This is a genomic window from Haloferax mucosum ATCC BAA-1512 (genome assembly GCF_000337815.1).
Lineage (GTDB): Archaea > Halobacteriota > Halobacteria > Halobacteriales > Haloferacaceae > Haloferax > Haloferax mucosum.
The window spans coordinates 66,589-83,526 of the sequence record NZ_AOLN01000006.1 but is presented as its reverse complement, the minus strand read 5'-3'; the positions used below and the strand labels follow the sequence as shown (position 1 = coordinate 83,526).

Genomic DNA, 16,938 nt, shown 5'->3' with positions numbered 1-16,938 from the left:
CTCACTCCGTCTGCTCGCGGTACTCCTCCGGAGAGAGGAGGCTATCGAACTCGTCCGCGTCGGACGGCTCTATCTCGAACATCCAACCGTCGCCGTAGGGGTCGTCGTTGACGAGTTCGGGCGCGTCGAACAGGTCTTCGTTGACCGCGGTGACCGTTCCCGAGATGGGCGCGTAAAGGTCCGAAACCGCCTTGATACTCTCGATGACGCCGAACTCATCGCCAGCGGAGAGTTCGTCGCCTTCCTCGGGGAGTTCGACGAAGACGACGTCGCCCAGCTCGTCCTGTGCGAAGTCGGAGATACCGATGCGGGCGGTGTCGCTTTCGGTGGTGGTCCATTCGTGCGATTCCAGGTACTTTCTGTCGTCGGGAATTTCGAACATTATTGGTCGATAAAGGGAGGTGTGACTATCTCTGCGCGCTTCTCACGGCCGCGGACGAGAATGGAGACGTTCGTTCCGTCCGCGGCGTATTCGACGGGTACGTAGCCGAGACCGATGGGTTCCGACAGCGTCGGACTCATCGTCCCGCTCGTCACCACGCCGATGACGTCGCCGTCTTCGGTGGCGATGTCGTACCCGTGTCGGGGGACGCCCCGGTCGAGGAGGGTGACACCGACGAACGTCTCGTCGATGCCCGCCTCCTGTTGCTGTTCGAGGGCGTCGCGGCCCACGAACTGAGTGTCCAGTTTGACGACGAAGCCGATACCGGCTTCGTAGGGTGTTCGAGGTTCAGTTTCTGGGTCGAAGTCCTGTCCGGAGAGCAGGAATCCCATCTCCAGTCGGAGCGTGTCGCGGGAGCCGAGTCCACACGGGGTGGCGTCCAGCGCCGACCACACGGTCTCGGCGTCGTCCCACGGACAGAGAATCTCGAAGCCGTCTTCGCCGGTGTAGCCCGTTCGGGCGACCCAGCACTCGACGCCGGCCACGTCGGCGAACGTCGCTTGGAACTTCGAGAGGTCGTCCGGACTGGCGTCGGGTGCGGCCTCGGAAACCGTACCGAGTGCACCAGGCCCTTGTACCGCGAACATAGCCCAGTCTTCGGTGACATCCTCGACGGTGGCATCGAGGTCCCACTCGTCGCGGTACGAGGTCCACCGGTCGTACATCTCTTCGTCGTGACCGGCGTTCGGAATGAAGAGATAGACCCGGTCGTCTCGGTCCGGTAGTCGGTAGACGACGGTGTCGTCGATGATGACGCCCTCGTCGTTCACGATGGCCGAGTACTGCGAATCACCCGGGTCGAGGGCCGTCACGTCGTTCGTCGTCAGGCGTTGCATCAGCGCGGTCGCGTCCGGCCCGGACACTTCGAGTTCGCTCATGTGCGAAACATCGAAGATGCCGACGGACTCGCGGACGGCCGCGTGTTCTGCCTTGATGGAGTCGTACTCCACCGGCATGTCCCATCCGCCGAACTCGGTGAACGTCGCCCCAGCGTCTGCGTGGACGTCGTACAACGGCGGCTTTCGAAGGCCCATACGGGCCACTGCGAACTACGATAAGTAATGCTTTGGTATCTTCTCTCGCGGTGTGTGCATATTCTTGCACTAACTGGCGCTCACGACCCGGAAAAAACACCACAAACCCGCAACCCGAGTGGCGAAAACTGCCACCCAACTGTAACCCGAGACTCCGCCGCGAATCAGACTATAAACTGCGTGTGACGATATCGAATCTATTACCGGGCAATCCAGACCTACTCAAGAGGCTCTTCGCGTGCAATGGCGTTTAAAATAGACCGTGGTGTTTCTCCGGTGTTACTCGGTGGTCGCTTCGTCTGCTGACTGACATTCCACACTAACGCGTTATCGACAACAAATTTCATCGGGCAGGGTGGTCCTCTGTTTGGTCACAGGCCAGTAACAACCGGATTCGTCACCGTGTTGCTCGACAAGCGTGTGAATTGGAGAACTATAATAGATAATAATCTCAAATATATTTATTATCCATTCGATAGAAGTAGTTACTATGATTGTTGTAAGAGCAAATTCCGAGGACGTTGACGCACACAAGCCATCCGTTCGTCGCACGGCCACGTTCGCTGATATGGCGGCCGCGATGCGCAGTCTCTGAGGGTTCTGCGTTACGCACCAGTTGCGTCTCCACTTTCGAACGGTCTTTTGTACAGTCGTTTTCCGGTGTGACTGACTCCCCGGGTTAAGCGCGTGCTAACGTCCGGTCGGCCCCGCGACCGATTTGAGAGTCGAACCGTCGGCAACAACACCGACCACCGAGCAACGTCGCCCGGCGAGCGACGACCGCGCACGAAGACGCGTTTTGCAGTGGCTACCGAACGAGCGCCGCCGTTCGATTGACCGACGAAATACGTCGTTTCCCGGGAAACGGATTTACCCCTGCGTGTCATATTTTACCAAACTGGGCGACAGTGCCCTGAGTATCCATGGCAGACAAACCACACCAAAACTTAGCCATCATCGGACACGTTGACCACGGGAAATCGACGCTCGTTGGCCGACTCTTGTTCGAGACAGGTAGCGTACCGGAACACATCATCGAACAGCACCGCGAGGAAGCGGAGTCCAAGGGCAAGTCGGGCTTCGAGTTCGCCTACGTCATGGACAACCTCGCCGAAGAACGCGAACGCGGCGTCACCATCGACATCGCACACCAACGGTTCGACACGGACAAATACTACTTCACCATCGTCGATACGCCCGGTCACCGCGACTTCGTGAAGAACATGATTACGGGCGCGTCGCAGGCCGACCACGCGATTTTGGTCGTCGCGGCCGACGACGGCGTCGCCCCGCAGACCCGCGAGCACGTCTTCCTCGCGCGCACGCTCGGCATCGAGGAACTCATCATCGCAGTCAACAAGATGGACGTCGTCGATTACAGCGAAGACTCCTACAAGCAGGTCAAAGAGGAGGTCCAACAGCTCCTGAATCAGGTGCGGTTCAACTCCGACGACGCCGGCTTCATCCCCATCTCGGCGTTCGAGGGCGACAATATCGCCGAATCGTCGGAGAACATGTCGTGGTTCGACGGGCCGACGGTGCTCGAATCGCTCAACAATCTTCCGGAGCCGTCGCCACCGACCGACGCCCCGCTTCGCGTCCCGATTCAGGATGTGTACACTATCTCCGGTATCGGAACCGTTCCGGTCGGGCGCGTCGAAACGGGGGTTCTGAAGACAGGAGACAACGTCCGCTTCATGCCGTCTGACGCCGGTGGCGAGGTCAAGACGATCGAGATGCACCACGAGGAGGTCCCCGAGGCCGGACCGGGCGACAACGTCGGGTTCAACGTCCGCGGCGTCGGCAAAGACGATATCCGCCGCGGAGACGTGTGCGGCCCGGCCGACGACCCGCCGTCGGTCGCCAAGACGTTCAGCGCCCAAATCGTCGTCATGCAACACCCCTCGGTCATCACCGCCGGCTACACGCCGGTCATCCACGCTCACACGGCGCAGGTCGCGTGTACGTTCGAATCGATCGACCAGAAACTCGACCCCGCATCGGGCGAGGTTGCAGAAGAGAATCCGGACTTCATCAAGGCCGGGGACGCCGCCGTCGTCACGCTTCGTCCGCAGAAACCGCTCAGCATCGAACCGTCCTCGGAGATTGCTGAACTCGGAAGCTTCGCAATCCGCGACATGGGCCAGACCATCGCGGCCGGCAAGGTGCTCGAAGTCAACGAATAAGCGGCACAACTCGCGGTTTTTACCGAGGCACGTCATCGACGACAGCGGTCGCTCGACGTCGTGCGTTCGGAAGGAGGAGTCGGTGACCGCGACACGGCGTCGGGTCGAATGTAACACCCTCAGACGACACGTCAATACCTGGGCACCTCGTGAACCCAGACAGCGTTCCGGCCGAACGAGAGACGGTGTCACAGATGGCTTCGTCTCTCGCGTGAGCGATCTGAATCCGACTGCGCGCGACCGCCGAGATTCCCAATTTTCGAACGGTAGGTGGTGTTGGTTCGGGACCCTCGGGGGCGCCGCCGAAATGTAGGGGGCTGATGACGCTTCGCTGGACTGCACCCCTACGGTGCTCATGAATACCGGCAGTACGGGATACCGGCACTGCTCGTACGGCCGTGGAAGACGGCTAGTGCCGCGCGGTACGGCTGGGAGTCTATTCCTTCTCGGTGATGGTGACCGTGTAGGCGCCACTGCCGCTGTAGCTGTCAACCATCACGCTGAGGTCCGTGGAGGTGTCGGGGTTGTCGATGATAATCTGTTCGTTGCTGTCGTAGGTCCACGAGCGGTAGTCGTAATTGCTCGTCGTCGGGCACGTTCCGCGACCTTCGTTGGCGTAGAGGTCGAAGTCGGCGTTGCTCGGACCGCTGAGGTCAACGACAACTTGCGACGGGGAGCTGTAGTTCCACGAGTAGCTCGAACAGCTCGAATCGGACGAAGAGGAGAGCCGACCGTTGTAGGTCGTCTCCTTCGAACCGCCGCCACCGCCGCCACCGCCACCGTCACCGGGGTCGGTCGTCACGGCGTTTGCGGCATCGACGCGACCGGACCCTTGCTTCGAGCTACTGAGGCCGACGTCAACCGCAGTGTTCTTGAGGTGGACTCGTAGGTCGGCGGGCGAGAGGTCGTGGACCGAGAGCGTGAGACCGGCCACACCCGCGACGACCGGCGTCGCCATCGAGGTACCGGAAATCTCGTTGTACTTCTGGCTGGTCGTCCAGCACGAGAGCACGTTCGTTCCGGGTGCCGCGAGGTCGAGCTTCGAGCCGTAGTTGGAGTACGAAGCGAGCGTTTCGTCCGGGTCGAGTGCGGAGACGGCGAGACACTCGCTGTACGCGGCGGGGTAGGAGATACTTCCGCTACTGTCGTTGCCGGCCGCGGCGACGACGAGCGAGCCGTTCTGCGTCGCGTACGAGACGGCGCTTTTCATCGTCGAGGAGTAGCCGCCGCCACCGAGCGAGAGGTTGATGACATCCGCGCCTTGGTCTGCGGCCCACTCGATTGCGTCCGCGATGTCGCTCGTGGAACCGCTCCCGTTTTCGGAGAGGGCGCGTCCCGACAGCAGGGAGGAGTTACTGATGCCGCCGACGCCGGTGTTGTTGTCCGTCGTCCCGGCGGCGATACCCGCGACGTGGGTCCCGTGGTACTCGTCGGAGAGCAGGTCCGGGTACGGGTCGCCGTCATTGTCAACGAAGTCTTTGCCTTTGTTCGAACCGAACCGGCTCGAAAGGTCGGGGTGGTCGTATTTGACACCCTGGTCAACGACGGCAATCGTCACGGAGCTACTTCCGAGCGTCGTGTCCCAGGCGGTGTCGGCGTTTACCTGCTTGGGTGCGTACTGGTTTCCATACTTCGGGTCGTTCGCCGTATAGAGCGCTTCGTACGTCGCGTTCTTCTCGGCGTACTTCACGTCGTCGCGCTTCGTGACGGCCTTGATGAAGTTCTTGCGCGCACGCTTCGGCGCACTGGACGGGAACTTGACCGCGGCGTAGTTGAGGGTCTTGTTTTCGTGGACGACTTCGGCGTTTGCCGGAACAGCATCCTGAACGGCCTTCTGTGGGCTGTCGGCAGTGTTCGTGACGCCGATAAGGACCTCGTTTTTCTTCGGACCGGGCGAGCGACCGGGCGTCGCGCTAGTTACACCAGCCATACCGGTGAGTCCGGCGGCTGCGGCGAGTCTCATGAAGCTTCGTCTGTCGAAGTTCGGTGTGCCTGCCATGGGCAAACATGTCTCAGTCCACTATGATATTATGTGTTAGCTTGACTGAAATTTGGATTTCACCATAATTTTCAATACTAAACCGAGAGATTGTCAGGAACTCGAATAAATAGAGCATTGATTCACTATCGTACGAGGGAAATTTGTGACGTCAGTCTCGGTGGGGCGGCGCTCACACTCGCTCGAAATTTATAAACCCGAAACGGGGTGAGGTGGTGTATGGACCTCCTGCGGCGGTTGTTCGGTTCCGACGGCGTCCCGTCGGGTCGGGTTGCGCTCTTCGTGGACGGGCCGAACGTCCTCCGCGACGAGTTCGACGTGGATTTAGACGACATTCGAATGGCCGCGCGGTCGCTCGGCGGGACGATGAGTGCGACGCGGCTGTACCTCGACGAGCACGCGACACCCGGGTTGATTCAGGCGGCCGAAGCGCGCGGCTTCGAAGTCGTCATTACGAGCGGCGACGTTGACGTAAAACTCGCGGTCGATCTCACTCGCTTCGCCGTGGAAGGTCGCGCGGACGTCATCGCCGTCGCCTCGCGGGACACCGATTTCAAGCCCGCCTTGGAGACGGCAAACGAGTACGGACTCCAGACGGTCGCCATCGCGCCCGGTAGTTACGGCCGGTCGGACGCGTTACAGAACGCGGCCACGCACGCGATGACGCTCGATGAGGTCGTCGAGCAGAGACCTGACTGACGGAAAGAGACTCGACTGACGGAATCGGCGAGTCCGTCGCCGCCGAACGGTTCGTTTTTTCTCTCCCCGTCCGACCACACCACTATGCAGAAGTTCGACACGCCGGTACTCGACAATCACCTCCACCTCGACCCGGACCACGGCCGAGGACTGGAGGCCGTAACGGACTTCGCACGGAGCGGCGGGACTCACCTGCTCGTCGTGAACAAACCGTCGTGGCTCCTCGGCCACGAGGTCGAAACCGGCGAGGACTTCCGACCGGTCTTCGAAACGACTATGGATGTGGTGCGCGAGGCGTCCGAACACCTCGACGGGCGCGCGTGGCCCGTTCTCGGCGTCCACCCCGGACTCGTCTCGAAACTCGTTGACGACAGAGGCTACGACCCCGAAGCCGCGCGGGACCTGATGGCCGCCGGTCTCGACGTCGCCGCCGAGTACGTTCGCGCGGGAGATGCGCTCGCGCTTAAATCCGGACGGCCGCACTACGAGGTCACAGACGCCGTCTGGGAGGCGTCGAACGCCGTGCTTCGGCACGGACTCGACCTCGCCGCGGACTGCGAGTGCGCGCTTCAACTGCACACTGAATCGACCACCGACCTCTCCGACGTGGCCGAGTGGGCCGACGAGCGCGGCGTCCCGCGCGAGCGGGTAGTCAAACACTATGCGCAGGGACACCTCACCGGCGGCACGCCGAGCGTCATGAGCGACAAAGACCGTCTCGAAGACGCCGCAGAACGGGGCGTGCCGTTCCTCATGGAGACCGATTTCATCGACGACCCGGACCGACCCGGTGCCGTCATGGGCCCGAAGACGGTCCCGCGACGGGTCGAGTGGCTCTTAGACGACGGCCGCGACGACGCGGTGAGAAACGCGCACGTCGAGACGCCCGCGCTCGTGTACGGCGTTGATACGGAAGCGACGCTCGACCGATAGCGCGCTGGACCATTCCGTTCGGAGCCACGCCGAACCGACCGCCGTTCGACGACTCGTTCCGGGACGGAACGGCAACCGGTGGGTATCGGAGTCGGCGATTGCGGGGCGTAGACGCGCCGAGTACGAACGTGCTCCTGAATCACACGCGTTGCGAAAGGATAAGAAAGGCATTTGAGTCCGGCACGGGAGGTTGTAGGTATGACCGAGGCCGAGGAACGATACTACTCGCTGGAACGCTGGCAGAACTGGTTGACGCGCGTCGAAGAAGAAGAACTGGACCTCGAAAGTGAGGAGACGGGACGTCTGCTCATGAACGTCCAGAACGACGCGGCAATCGCAATCGCCAAGATTCTCATCGCCTACGACGACGAGACCCTCGACGAAGAAGAAGCACTCGACGAACTCGCAACCGTCCACGACATCGTGATGGCGGAAGCCGAATTCGAATCGGAAAACGAGGAAGCCGAGATTCTCATCGGAAGCGTACAGACGAGCCTCTCGTGTGCCTTCTTCGCGGCCGAAGAGTACCTCGTCGCCGGACCGGCGGACCTCGAAGACGACATGGAAGCCTACATCCTCGCCGCCGCGGACGCCGAGGAAGCCGACGACCTCGACAGCGCGCTCGGCTACATCGTGCAGGTCGGCACCCGCGTCATCGACGGCGACGAACTCGACATCGACGTGCTCGACGAACTCGAATTCGGACTCGTCACCGAGTGGGTCAACGGTCTCGACAGTCTCCAGAGCGGACTGTCTGAGCCCGAAGTTGTCGAAGAAGAAGACTAATCTCGGCCGCCTCTCACACCATTCGATACCGGTAGGAGTCTTTTTCCCTCTTCGGGGACCTTCGGGTTATATGGACTTTCGGGGCGACGAGCGGGCAGTTACTGTTCAAATCGGAGCAGTACTGCTGTTCGGCATCATCATCATCTCGATGTCGATGTACCAAGCGACCGTCGTCCCGAACCAAAACGAACAGGTCGAGTTCCAACACAACCAAGACGTTCACAACGAGTTCGTTACCCTTCGGGGAGCGGTCGTCGAGAGCGCGGCAAAATCGACGCCGACGCCGACGACCGTCTCGCTCGGGACGCGCTATCCCAGTCGGACGCTCTTTGTCAACCCCGGGCCGGCAACGGGGACGTTGCAAACGCGGTCGCTCGGAACGTTCGCCGTCTCGAACGTCAGTACGAACGAAGCCGAGACGAGTGACTACGTCACCGACAATCGACTGTCGTTCACCACGAAGGCGCTCGAATACCGACCGGGCTACAACGTCATGCAGAACGCGCCGACCACGGTGTACGAAAACACGGTCGCGTACAACCGCTTCGACAACGGGTACAACGGGACGCTCTCCGGGCAATCGCTCGTTGACGGGCGGACTATCTCGCTCGTTCTCCTCGCCGGTAACTACTCCGAAAACGGCGTCGGGAGCGCGACAATCGACGCCCAAGCCGTGAGTCGGGCGACGCGAACCGTCAGCGTGACGAACAACGCCTCGGCGAACAACGTGACGATTACCGTGCCGACGAAGCTCTCAGCGGATGATTGGCGGACGATTCTGACCGACGCCGAGGAGTTAGACGGGTCCGGAGACACGTCGAACGACGCCTACGTACACGCGGTCCGCGAGGGACCGACCGACGAGAGCGTCGTCTTCGTGATGGAACGCGGTGCGACCTACGACCTCCGAATCGGTAACGTCGGTGTCGGTTCCGGCATCGAAACGCCGTCACCGCACTACCTCACCACGACCGGGCCGTCGTCGGAGACGGTCGATTCGGGTGGGTCTGAGACCGTGACCTTCGAAGTGAGAGACCGCTACAACAACCCCGTCTCGGGCGTCTCTGTGAACTTCTCCGCGAGTAGCGCCGCGGTATCGCTCTCGACGGATTCCGCGACGACAGACGCAGACGGGCGTGTGGAAGTGACCGTGACGGGGCAATCTGCGGGCACGGCCGCCGTGCTCGGGAGCTTCGACGACGACACGTTCGCCTCAGCCACGCGGCAGGACGCCAGCGTATCGGTGACGGTCTCGTCTGGTGGGAGTGGCGGCGGCGTCGGCGGTCTGCTCTACGAGAACGACGCGGTCGGACGTGACGGCGACGATTCCGGCTCCACGCGCGGCGGCATCGAATTCTCGCTACAGAACGTCGGCACCGACTCGGTAGAGGTACTCGACGTAGTCGTCAACCCCCACGACGACCGAATCAACGGACTCTCCGACCGAGTCGGACAAGGCGACAACGACCCGGGCGAAACAGAGTTCTACGTCGAATCGCCGAGCGGAGACGGGCGTGTCGATTACCTGATTAGCCAGTCCGAATACGTGACCGTCCCGGACGACGGAATTGCGACCGACCTCGACGAAGATGGTAACATCGCCGGGCCGAACCCGGTCGTCGGAAGCGGCGAATCGGCAAAATTCTACGTGTACGAATTCTTCGACGACGGTTCGAACGTGAACATGGTAGACGAGTGGGTCACCGCGCGCGTGAGCTATCGCCTGCCGAACGGGTTGGTCGATTCGAAGACGTACACGTTCAGAGTCAACGACGCGCCCCCAGACGGTAACTCCCCGCCGACCGCGAGAGCGGGCGGTCCGTACACCGTCAGCGAAGGTGGGTCCATCCAACTCGACGGGTCGTCGAGTTCCGATGACGACGGAACGGTCGATAGCTACAGTTGGGCGATTACGAACGACCCGACCGGTGGTGCGAGCATCTCGAACGCCGGTTCCGAGACGCCGACGTTCGACGCGCCGTCGAGTGTTTCCGGTGACACAGACGTCACCGTGAGACTGACCGTAACCGACGATGACGGAGCCACCGACACGACGACGACGACGGTGACGGTCCAAGATACAGGCGGCGGGAACGACGCGCCGACCGTGGACATCACAGATATACAGGTCTTCGAGGCGGGGAACTCTGGGAACGTCCAAACAGTCACAGTGGCGTTCTCTCCGGACGATGCCAACGGCGACCTTCGAACCGGGACGGTCTTTGTTCGGGTCGGTGGCGTGCTGACTGATACCGCTTCGTTCAGTCTCACCGGAGCAGAGGGGAGGACAGTTACAGCTCAACTGTCCGGGAATCAAAACAGAGGGCTAGTCGAAGTGACCGTCGTCGTCTCCGACAGCCAAAGCGCGACCGGCTCGGACACGAAAGACGAAACACAGGTATAACCGGCTGTCAGCAGATAGCCACACTAAAGTTCGACAACCGACGTAACCAGTCATCGACAAAACCTTATCCCCCGAATCAGTACCAACGTTCATGACTTCCGTCGGCATCGACGCCATCGAGATTTGGACGGGTAAGCTCGTTTTAGACCTCCCCAACACCTTCGCGCCGGTGAAAGGCGAAGACCCGGAGAAGTACACGAAGGGTCTCGGCCTTCACACCTCGTCGTTCCCGGACGTGTACGAGGACATCGTCACGATGGGAGCGAACGCCGCGAAGAAACTGATGGACCGAAAAGGTCTCACACCCGAAGACATCGGTCGCATCGACGTGGCGACCGAGTCGGCGTTCGACAACTCCAAGCCGGTTTCGACGTACATCGCCGGCTGTCTCGAACAGGTGTACGACGGCGACTTCCGCTACGCCAACAAAGGAGAACGGAAGTTCGCGTGTATCGCCGGGACGCAGAGTCTCGACGACGCCTACAACTGGATCAAAGCCGGGCGTAACCGTGGCCGCGCGGCGCTCGTCATCGCAACCGACACCGCACTCTACGAGCGTGGCGACCCCGGCGAGGCGACGCAGGGTGCCGGTGCCGTTGCGATACTCATCGACGAAGACCCGGACCTCGTCGAACTCTCGACGGAACAGGGCTACGGCAGTATGGACGAGACGGACTTCCTCAAGCCCAACCAGCAGTTCCCCTCCGTGGACGGCAAGCGCTCCATGCAGGTGTATCTCGCACGCATGCGAGAGGCGCTGGAAGATTACGAGAGCGTCGCGGGGCGAACGCATCCCGACGACTTCGAGTACATCCCGTTCCACACCCCGTTCCCGGGGATGGTTCGGAAGGCCGCACTGCTCGGCTTCCGCCACATGAGCCGCGACACGGAGATCGAAGACGAACTCGAAGACGAAATCGGCCGCCAGCCCCGCAAGGCCGACTTCGAGACGTGGGACGACTACGAAGAGGCTATTCGCGCGTACATGGACGACCTGAAGACGACAGAACAGTACCGCGACTGGTACGCTCGCGTTATCGAGCCAACACTCGACATCTCCAGTCGCGTCGGAAACTGGTACACCGGGTCGGTCCACATCGCCCGCGCGTCGGCGCTGAAAGCCGCCGCCGAGGAAGGAAAGGACATGGCGGGCAAGCAACTTCTGCTCGGCTCGTACGGGTCCGGCGCACAGGCCGAGATTCACGCCGAAACCGTCCAAGAGACGTGGCTCGACGAAATCGACGCGCTCGACGTGGACGGCCAACTCGCCGCCCGCACCGAGATTTCCTTCGATGACTACGAACTCATCCACGACGTGCACAACCACGAAAAGGAAATCGAAGTCGAGGAGTTCAGCCAGCCGGAAGGCGAGTTCGTCTTCACGGGCTGGGGCCGGATGAACGAGCGCCGCTACGAATACGTCGAATAACGGAACTCGTTCGGACGGGCGCGCGAACGCGGCGACGAAGCGTCGCAGGACGCTTCCGGAAAAAGCGCAGTTTCGGGCCGCCGCAGACGCGGCCCATCAGCTGTTTATACGGTGACGAGACGGCAGTACGAGGGTCTGTATCGAAGACGAGTCGGCAGTATGTGGTTCCGGCACTGACGAGGAGACAGCGACGCGAACCGACGAACCGATAAAAACGAGCGTAGGGCGGCGACCGCGGGGACGAGGCAGTCGGGTGTCGCACTCAGAACGACTGGATTTCGTCTGCGGGGTCGGGGCTGTGTGCGGGGGCCGCGGGGTTGGCACCGCGGTCGTCGTAGAACTTCCGTCCGATGAACTCGTCGCTGACGTTTCCGAGAATCGTGTTGTACAGTTCGTCCGCCGAGTCGAACGTCGTTGGCCCGAGCGGGGCGATAATCACGCTAATCGGCTCCGAGGCGTCGGCCGCTGGCGTGTCGAGTTCGACGGCACCGATTTGATCGACGACGCGACCGGTGTCAACCGGATACGTGAGTTCGGATTCGAGGAGTGATGGAAGGTCACGAATTTCCATGAACAATTGTCCACGTGATACCTCTTCGACTTTTTTCACCTTTCGACGGACAGTCAGCGAACCCGACGGAAACGTGGCGTTAGGGGAGTTTCCGCAGGTCTTCGAGCATCTCGTCTAAATCGCGGTTCGTCACGGCGAGGGCGAAGCCATCGATGGTCGCAAGTGAGGGGGCGTGCTCCCAGAGTTCGTCTTCCGTGAGTCCGTGGAGGATGACCGCGTTGGGCGTCGGCGTGACGACGCGCATGGCGACGAGGGGGGACTCACCGCGGGTGACGCCGGTAAAGAGGAGTGCTCGACTCGTCGATTGTCCGTAGAGTCGGTAGAACTCCTCCGAGGAGAGGCGCGTAATCGCCTGAATGCTGTTGATGACGGTGTGGCCGCTGATGCGGTCTTGGTCGCCGTCAACGATGGGAGTCGCGCCGATGGCGTCGTAGAAGCTATCGAGCGGAATCGACGTCGGGTACTCCCGAAGGTCTTGGACGATGTCGCTTTCGAACCCGGCCGAGAGGACGCGAGCGTACTGTCGGATTCGACTCCCACCGCGGGCCTCGTCGATGTCGAGAAGCGCCTCGACCATCCGGCGGATGACGCCGATACCGGGGCTCTCGCGGCGGCCGCTCTCGTAGTCCGAGACAACTGACGACGAAACATCCAGTTGCTCGGCGAGCGCCGTCTGCGAGATGTCGAAGTCCGTACGCCACTTTCGCAGTGTCGCACCGGGGTCGTCCGACAGGGTAATCTCTCCCGCGATGCGGCGGGCGAGGTCGTCGCGCGGTGCCGCGGTCATCGGTCACACCTCGGTGCGACGGACGGGTAAGACATGGAGAAACGTGCGAGAGTGCCCCGCAAAAGGGTGTCGAAAGTGGTAGTCGTCGCCTGACGAACTCGACTGCGTCGATAGAGGAATCGGTCCCCGCACCGCGGAGCGGTGGTCCCCGAGTGGAACTGAGCGACGTCACACGCCAACTTCAGTCGAACGAGACGAGACCGAACGACGCCGACGGGAAACCTCAAGGTCGTCGCACGGTCATTGTGTGGTATGCCATCGACACTCGTTCACGTCGCCGTCGGTGGACTCGTCGGGGTGGCCCTGCTCGGCCGCTGGTTCGACGTGCGGGCGGTCGCGGTCGTCCTCGCCGCCGCCGCAGTGCCGGACCTTGACTCGTTCACGAGCACGCTCGTTCCCGGCAGTCACCGGGCGCTGTTTCACACCTTGTTGCTCCCGGTGGTGCTCGCCGCATTCGTCTTCTACGACACGACAGTTCGGAAACAGTCGTTCCTCCGCGAACGATGGGGAACTCGCGGCGTCGTCGCCTCGTGGGTCGCGGTCGCGTCCCTCCTCGGCGGCGGAATTCTCCCCGACCTGTTCACAAACGGCGTCAACGTCTTTTACCCGGTCCACGACGCGTTCTATTCGGTGAACGGACACGCCGAACTCTCGAGTACGCGCGGCTTCGTCCAGACGTTCGTCGAACTCCGAAGCGACTCACCGCCGCCGACGACGGAGACGTTTCACTACAGCACCGCGGTTGACCCTTCCCCCGGTTCGGAACCCGAGAACGTCGAGCGCGTCGCACCGCTCGCTTCCTCGGGTCTCGAACTCATGCTCGTTTTGCTCGGCGGCGGCGTCGTCGGCGGTCGCCTCCTCTCGGAGCGTCGGCGGTCGAGACCATCCGACGAACGATAGGCGAGCGTTCCCGAACCAGGCCCGTTCCTGTTTTTGTCCTCCCGTGAGCTGTATTGCCATCCCGTGAGCTGTGTTCGTTCTCTTCTTTCTTCTGTACTGCTCTCTCCTCTGCTTGCGCCTGTCGTTTCTTCGTCTGAACCTCCCTTTTCTTCTTCCTGTACCTGTTCGATATCCGTGCCATCGCCGCGGACTCCGAGCGTTCATTACCGATGCTATCTCATCGCACTCTATGAGCAAGACACCGGACGGCGTCGAAATTCGGCCGTACGAACCAGGAGATGCCGAGGCATTTTGGAACCTCAAGCGCGGGTTCGAACTCACTATCGGGGCGGGAACCGGCGGCGACGACAAACGCTCGAAGTATGAGGCGAAACTCACCGCGGACTACCGCGAGCGCTACCTTTCGTGGGTCGAACGCTGTGCGACCGACGACCCCGGCTGTATCGTCGTTGCCGACGCGGACGCGTCGGCGAACGGTGACGGAGAACGCGACTCGACACTCGTCGGCTACGCCTTCGCACTACCGGAGGAGACGACGTTTATCTGGGACGCGGCGGTGCTCAACGAACTCTTTGTCGACCCCGCGTATCGAGGGACTGGCGTCGCCGACGCGCTCATGGAAGCAGTCCTCGACCACGCGCGGTCCCAAGACCTCCCGCTGGACCGGATGGTTCTCGACGTCGACGAAGCGAACGAACGAGCACGGGCGTTTTACGACCGATACGGGTTCGACCACTGGGGCGAACTCGTCGCACGCGACCTCTGAGCAGGGTCTCAGTTATCGGAGCGTCGCGGTCGCCACGCCACCGATGACACCGAGGACGGCGGGATAGACGAGACCGGCGAGGAGCGCCGACGTGACGGGGTCTGGTCGGGCCGTCGCGTCGCCGATGGTGATTGCGAACAGCGCGATACCCACGAGTGCAACAGGGAGATAACCGAGCACGGTCGCACCGCCGGCCATCGCGCCCGACTTCGCCGAGGACGCGCCACTGGCGACTGCGGCGACGGCCCCCGCCGCGAGGAGCGCGACCACGGGAACGACGTAGAGGACGGGCGAGAACGCCTGCGCATTTTCGATGAGATTCGCTGAGGAAGTGGTCCCGAACAATCCCGGAAACGTCGTCGTCACGCCGTGGGCGTTCATGAACACCCAGCCGACGACCTTCCACGCCGAGAGGTCCGACCCGAGGACTTCGAGTATCTGGCTCGCGGCCGAGTTCTCGATGGTCGATGAGGTGACGAGGTACGTCACGAGGTAGCCGAGAAGTGCCGCACCGAGACCGGACACCGCTCCGATACCGACCGTTTTCCCCGTCGATTGCGTCGAATCGCTGGTTGATTCGGTTGTCACTGACATTGCGTCGGAACCGATTGTCGGTTTTACGTATATGCTTCGTGGCCGTCGTGCGAGCCGTTGTCGCGGGGGTTGGTGTGAAAGCGGATGAAACGGCCGATTTAGCGGCTCCCGTTCCAATCCCAGTGGAACTCCGCGTCGTAATCGCCGCCCGTCGCCGTGACCCACTCTTCGCGGGAGACACTGTAGCGGAGTTCGTCGGTCGGGTCGTCGGCGACGACGATGCTGTTTCGGTCGCGGCCGTCACGACTGCCACCGAGTTCGTCCATGTACTTCTCGATTGCACGCCGCGACTTCTCGTTTTCGGCGACGTGCGAGACTGTGACGAGTTCGAGGTCGAGAACGTCGAAGGCCAACGCGGTGAGCGCGGTGGCGCGTTCCCCCGAGTACCCTCGACCCCAATACCGGGGCCGAAGCCAGAAGCCGAGCGTGGCTGTCCGACGGTTCCAGTCGATGTGGGTGCCGCCGAAACCGGCGAGTTCACCGGCACCGTCTTCGCCGCTTTTCGGAAACACGGCGAACTGAGCGCTCTCGGCGTCGTCCCACTTCGACGCGCAGTCGTCGAGGAAGTCCTTCGTAATCTTCGGCGTCTCGTGACGCGACCACGGCATGTAGGTCGTCACCTCGTCTATCTCCGGTTTCGAACAGATATCGTAGACGTCGAGCAGGTGAACGGTGTCCGGGTTCGCCGCCACCAGTCGAAGCCGGTCCGTCTCGACGACTTCGGGAAAGAGGCCGCTCATTCGCGGTCCTCCCAGTGGAATTCGGCATCGTAGTCGCCACCGGTCGCATCGAGCCACTGCTCGCGCGTCACGGAGTAGGTGTGTACGTCCCGGGGCGTTCCGTTCGCGTTGCAGATGGCGTTTCGGAACAGGCCGTCGTGCTGGCCGCCGAATCGGTCGATGTACTTCTCGATAGCCCGGATGGACTTGTCGTTTTCCGGTTCGACCTGTACGGACGCGACTTCGAGGTCGAAGACGTCGAAGACGGCCGCAAAGAGCGCCGCGGCGCGCTCGCCCGAGTACCCGCGGCCCCAGAATTTCTTCCGGAGCCACATACCGAAGACGGCGCGGCGCTTGTTCCACTCGGGGTTGAATCCGGTTGTCCCGGCGAACTCGCCAGCGCCGTCTTCACCGTCGCGGGGGAAGATGGCGTAGATGGCGTTCTCGCCCGTTTTGTGGCCTTTCTCGGCTTGCTTCAGGAAGTCGAACGACTCGTTCGGCGTCTGGTGGGGGTTCCATGAGACGTACTCCGTCTCCTCTTCGATTGTATCCGACCGCGAGGCGGCGAAGTAGTCGTACGACGCTATCGGGTCAACAACCTCCCGCGACATGGCACGAAACCGAAGCCGCGGGGTGACAATTTCGTCGGGAAACATGAACCAAATCGCACTCGGAGGGTGCTAATAAGC

General features: G+C 61.9%; 16 protein-coding genes. 8 read left to right on the top strand and 8 right to left on the bottom strand.

Annotation, left to right across the window (positions count from 1 at the left end):
* Window position 1: 1 nt before the first annotated feature.
* The gene (gene gcvH, locus C440_RS03390; RefSeq protein WP_008318267.1) at window positions 2-382 is read right to left on the bottom strand and encodes a glycine cleavage system protein GcvH; all 381 of its coding nucleotides are present in this window, start codon (window positions 380-382) and stop codon (window positions 2-4) included.
* On the bottom strand, window positions 382-1,476 hold the full coding sequence (gene gcvT / locus C440_RS03385; RefSeq protein WP_008318266.1) for a glycine cleavage system aminomethyltransferase GcvT: 1,095 nt from the start codon (window positions 1,474-1,476) through the stop codon (window positions 382-384). Before gcvT ends, gcvH begins: the two co-directional genes overlap by 1 nt.
* Window positions 1,477-2,399: 923 nt before the next feature.
* On the opposite strand from gcvT, the gene tuf reads away from it, so the two are divergent.
* Entirely contained in the window at window positions 2,400-3,662 is a 1,263-nt protein-coding gene (tuf, locus tag C440_RS03380) for a translation elongation factor EF-1 subunit alpha (protein WP_008318264.1), read from the top strand.
* 436 nt (window positions 3,663-4,098) lie between these two features.
* Here the strand turns inward: tuf and C440_RS03375 are convergent, their stop codons facing one another.
* Window positions 4,099-5,661 carry a S8 family serine peptidase gene (locus tag C440_RS03375; protein WP_049915256.1) on the bottom strand — a complete coding sequence of 521 codons (1,563 nt, stop codon included), beginning with the start codon at window positions 5,659-5,661 and terminating at the stop codon, window positions 4,099-4,101.
* Window positions 5,662-5,880: 219 nt separating this feature from the next.
* On the opposite strand from C440_RS03375, the gene C440_RS03370 reads away from it, so the two are divergent.
* The 5 genes from C440_RS03370 (at window position 5,881) to hmgB (ending at window position 11,912) form a co-directional block, all read left to right on the top strand.
* Entirely contained in the window at window positions 5,881-6,360 is a 480-nt protein-coding gene (locus tag C440_RS03370) for an NYN domain-containing protein (protein WP_008318261.1), read from the top strand.
* An 84-nt stretch (window positions 6,361-6,444) separates the two neighbouring features.
* Window positions 6,445-7,293 carry a TatD family hydrolase gene (locus tag C440_RS03365; protein ID WP_008318260.1) on the top strand — a complete coding sequence of 283 codons (849 nt, stop codon included), beginning with the start codon at window positions 6,445-6,447 and terminating at the stop codon, window positions 7,291-7,293.
* Window positions 7,294-7,491: 198 nt separating this feature from the next.
* Entirely contained in the window at window positions 7,492-8,079 is a 588-nt protein-coding gene (locus C440_RS03360) for a DUF2150 family protein (RefSeq protein ID WP_008318258.1), read from the top strand.
* Between the two features lie 70 nt (window positions 8,080-8,149).
* A complete protein-coding gene (locus C440_RS03355) occupies window positions 8,150-10,483 on the top strand; it encodes a PKD domain-containing protein (protein ID WP_008318256.1) in 2,334 nt (777 codons plus the stop codon).
* A gap of 91 nt (window positions 10,484-10,574) precedes the next feature.
* A complete protein-coding gene (hmgB, locus tag C440_RS03350; protein ID WP_008318254.1) occupies window positions 10,575-11,912 on the top strand; it encodes a hydroxymethylglutaryl-CoA synthase in 1,338 nt (445 codons plus the stop codon).
* Window positions 11,913-12,174: 262 nt separating this feature from the next.
* Here hmgB and C440_RS03345 read toward each other — a convergent pair whose 3' ends face one another.
* Entirely contained in the window at window positions 12,175-12,483 is a 309-nt protein-coding gene (locus tag C440_RS03345; protein WP_049915253.1) for a DUF5789 family protein, read from the bottom strand.
* A 79-nt stretch (window positions 12,484-12,562) separates the two neighbouring features.
* Complete coding sequence (locus tag C440_RS03340) at window positions 12,563-13,270, bottom strand: helix-turn-helix domain-containing protein (RefSeq protein ID WP_008318249.1); 708 nt, start codon at window positions 13,268-13,270, stop codon at window positions 12,563-12,565.
* Window positions 13,271-13,522: 252 nt separating this feature from the next.
* Between C440_RS03340 and C440_RS03335 the strand changes: the two genes are divergently transcribed.
* Complete coding sequence (locus tag C440_RS03335) at window positions 13,523-14,170, top strand: metal-dependent hydrolase (protein ID WP_008318248.1); 648 nt, start codon at window positions 13,523-13,525, stop codon at window positions 14,168-14,170.
* Window positions 14,171-14,399: 229 nt separating this feature from the next.
* Window positions 14,400-14,936 (top strand): GNAT family N-acetyltransferase, encoded by a 537-nt coding sequence (locus C440_RS03330; protein WP_008318247.1) that lies wholly within the window; start codon window positions 14,400-14,402, stop codon window positions 14,934-14,936.
* Between the two features lie 12 nt (window positions 14,937-14,948).
* On the opposite strand, the gene C440_RS03325 is transcribed toward C440_RS03330, so the two are convergent.
* From C440_RS03325 to C440_RS03315, 3 genes are all read right to left on the bottom strand, one after another.
* A complete protein-coding gene (locus C440_RS03325) occupies window positions 14,949-15,530 on the bottom strand; it encodes a hypothetical protein (protein WP_008318244.1) in 582 nt (193 codons plus the stop codon).
* Window positions 15,531-15,628: 98 nt separating this feature from the next.
* Window positions 15,629-16,270, bottom strand: coding sequence for a GNAT family N-acetyltransferase (locus C440_RS03320; RefSeq protein ID WP_008318242.1), 642 nt, complete (start codon window positions 16,268-16,270; stop codon window positions 15,629-15,631).
* On the bottom strand, window positions 16,267-16,905 hold the full coding sequence (locus tag C440_RS03315; RefSeq protein ID WP_008318241.1) for a GNAT family N-acetyltransferase: 639 nt from the start codon (window positions 16,903-16,905) through the stop codon (window positions 16,267-16,269). The genes C440_RS03320 and C440_RS03315 overlap by 4 nt, the downstream gene beginning before the upstream one ends.
* Window positions 16,906-16,938 lie beyond the last annotated feature (33 nt).

What these genes read in the sequence shown, in the direction of transcription:
- C440_RS03370 (WP_008318261.1), top strand. Translation starts at nt 5,881, where the DNA reads ATGGACCTCCTGCGGCGGTTGTTCGGTTCCGACGGCGTCCCGTCGGGT.
- C440_RS03345 (WP_049915253.1), bottom strand. Translation starts at nt 12,483, where the DNA reads ATGGAAATTCGTGACCTTCCATCACTCCTCGAATCCGAACTCACGTAT.
- C440_RS03325 (WP_008318244.1), bottom strand. Translation starts at nt 15,530, where the DNA reads ATGTCAGTGACAACCGAATCAACCAGCGATTCGACGCAATCGACGGGG.
- C440_RS03335 (WP_008318248.1), top strand. Translation starts at nt 13,523, where the DNA reads ATGCCATCGACACTCGTTCACGTCGCCGTCGGTGGACTCGTCGGGGTG.
- C440_RS03340 (WP_008318249.1), bottom strand. Translation starts at nt 13,270, where the DNA reads ATGACCGCGGCACCGCGCGACGACCTCGCCCGCCGCATCGCGGGAGAG.
- C440_RS03355 (WP_008318256.1), top strand. Translation starts at nt 8,150, where the DNA reads ATGGACTTTCGGGGCGACGAGCGGGCAGTTACTGTTCAAATCGGAGCA.
- C440_RS03375 (WP_049915256.1), bottom strand. Translation starts at nt 5,661, where the DNA reads ATGGCAGGCACACCGAACTTCGACAGACGAAGCTTCATGAGACTCGCC.
- C440_RS03365 (WP_008318260.1), top strand. Translation starts at nt 6,445, where the DNA reads ATGCAGAAGTTCGACACGCCGGTACTCGACAATCACCTCCACCTCGAC.
- hmgB (WP_008318254.1), top strand. Translation starts at nt 10,575, where the DNA reads ATGACTTCCGTCGGCATCGACGCCATCGAGATTTGGACGGGTAAGCTC.
- tuf (WP_008318264.1), top strand. Translation starts at nt 2,400, where the DNA reads ATGGCAGACAAACCACACCAAAACTTAGCCATCATCGGACACGTTGAC.
- gcvT (WP_008318266.1), bottom strand. Translation starts at nt 1,476, where the DNA reads ATGGGCCTTCGAAAGCCGCCGTTGTACGACGTCCACGCAGACGCTGGG.
- C440_RS03320 (WP_008318242.1), bottom strand. Translation starts at nt 16,270, where the DNA reads ATGAGCGGCCTCTTTCCCGAAGTCGTCGAGACGGACCGGCTTCGACTG.
- C440_RS03360 (WP_008318258.1), top strand. Translation starts at nt 7,492, where the DNA reads ATGACCGAGGCCGAGGAACGATACTACTCGCTGGAACGCTGGCAGAAC.
- gcvH (WP_008318267.1), bottom strand. Translation starts at nt 382, where the DNA reads ATGTTCGAAATTCCCGACGACAGAAAGTACCTGGAATCGCACGAATGG.
- C440_RS03315 (WP_008318241.1), bottom strand. Translation starts at nt 16,905, where the DNA reads ATGTTTCCCGACGAAATTGTCACCCCGCGGCTTCGGTTTCGTGCCATG.
- C440_RS03330 (WP_008318247.1), top strand. Translation starts at nt 14,400, where the DNA reads ATGAGCAAGACACCGGACGGCGTCGAAATTCGGCCGTACGAACCAGGA.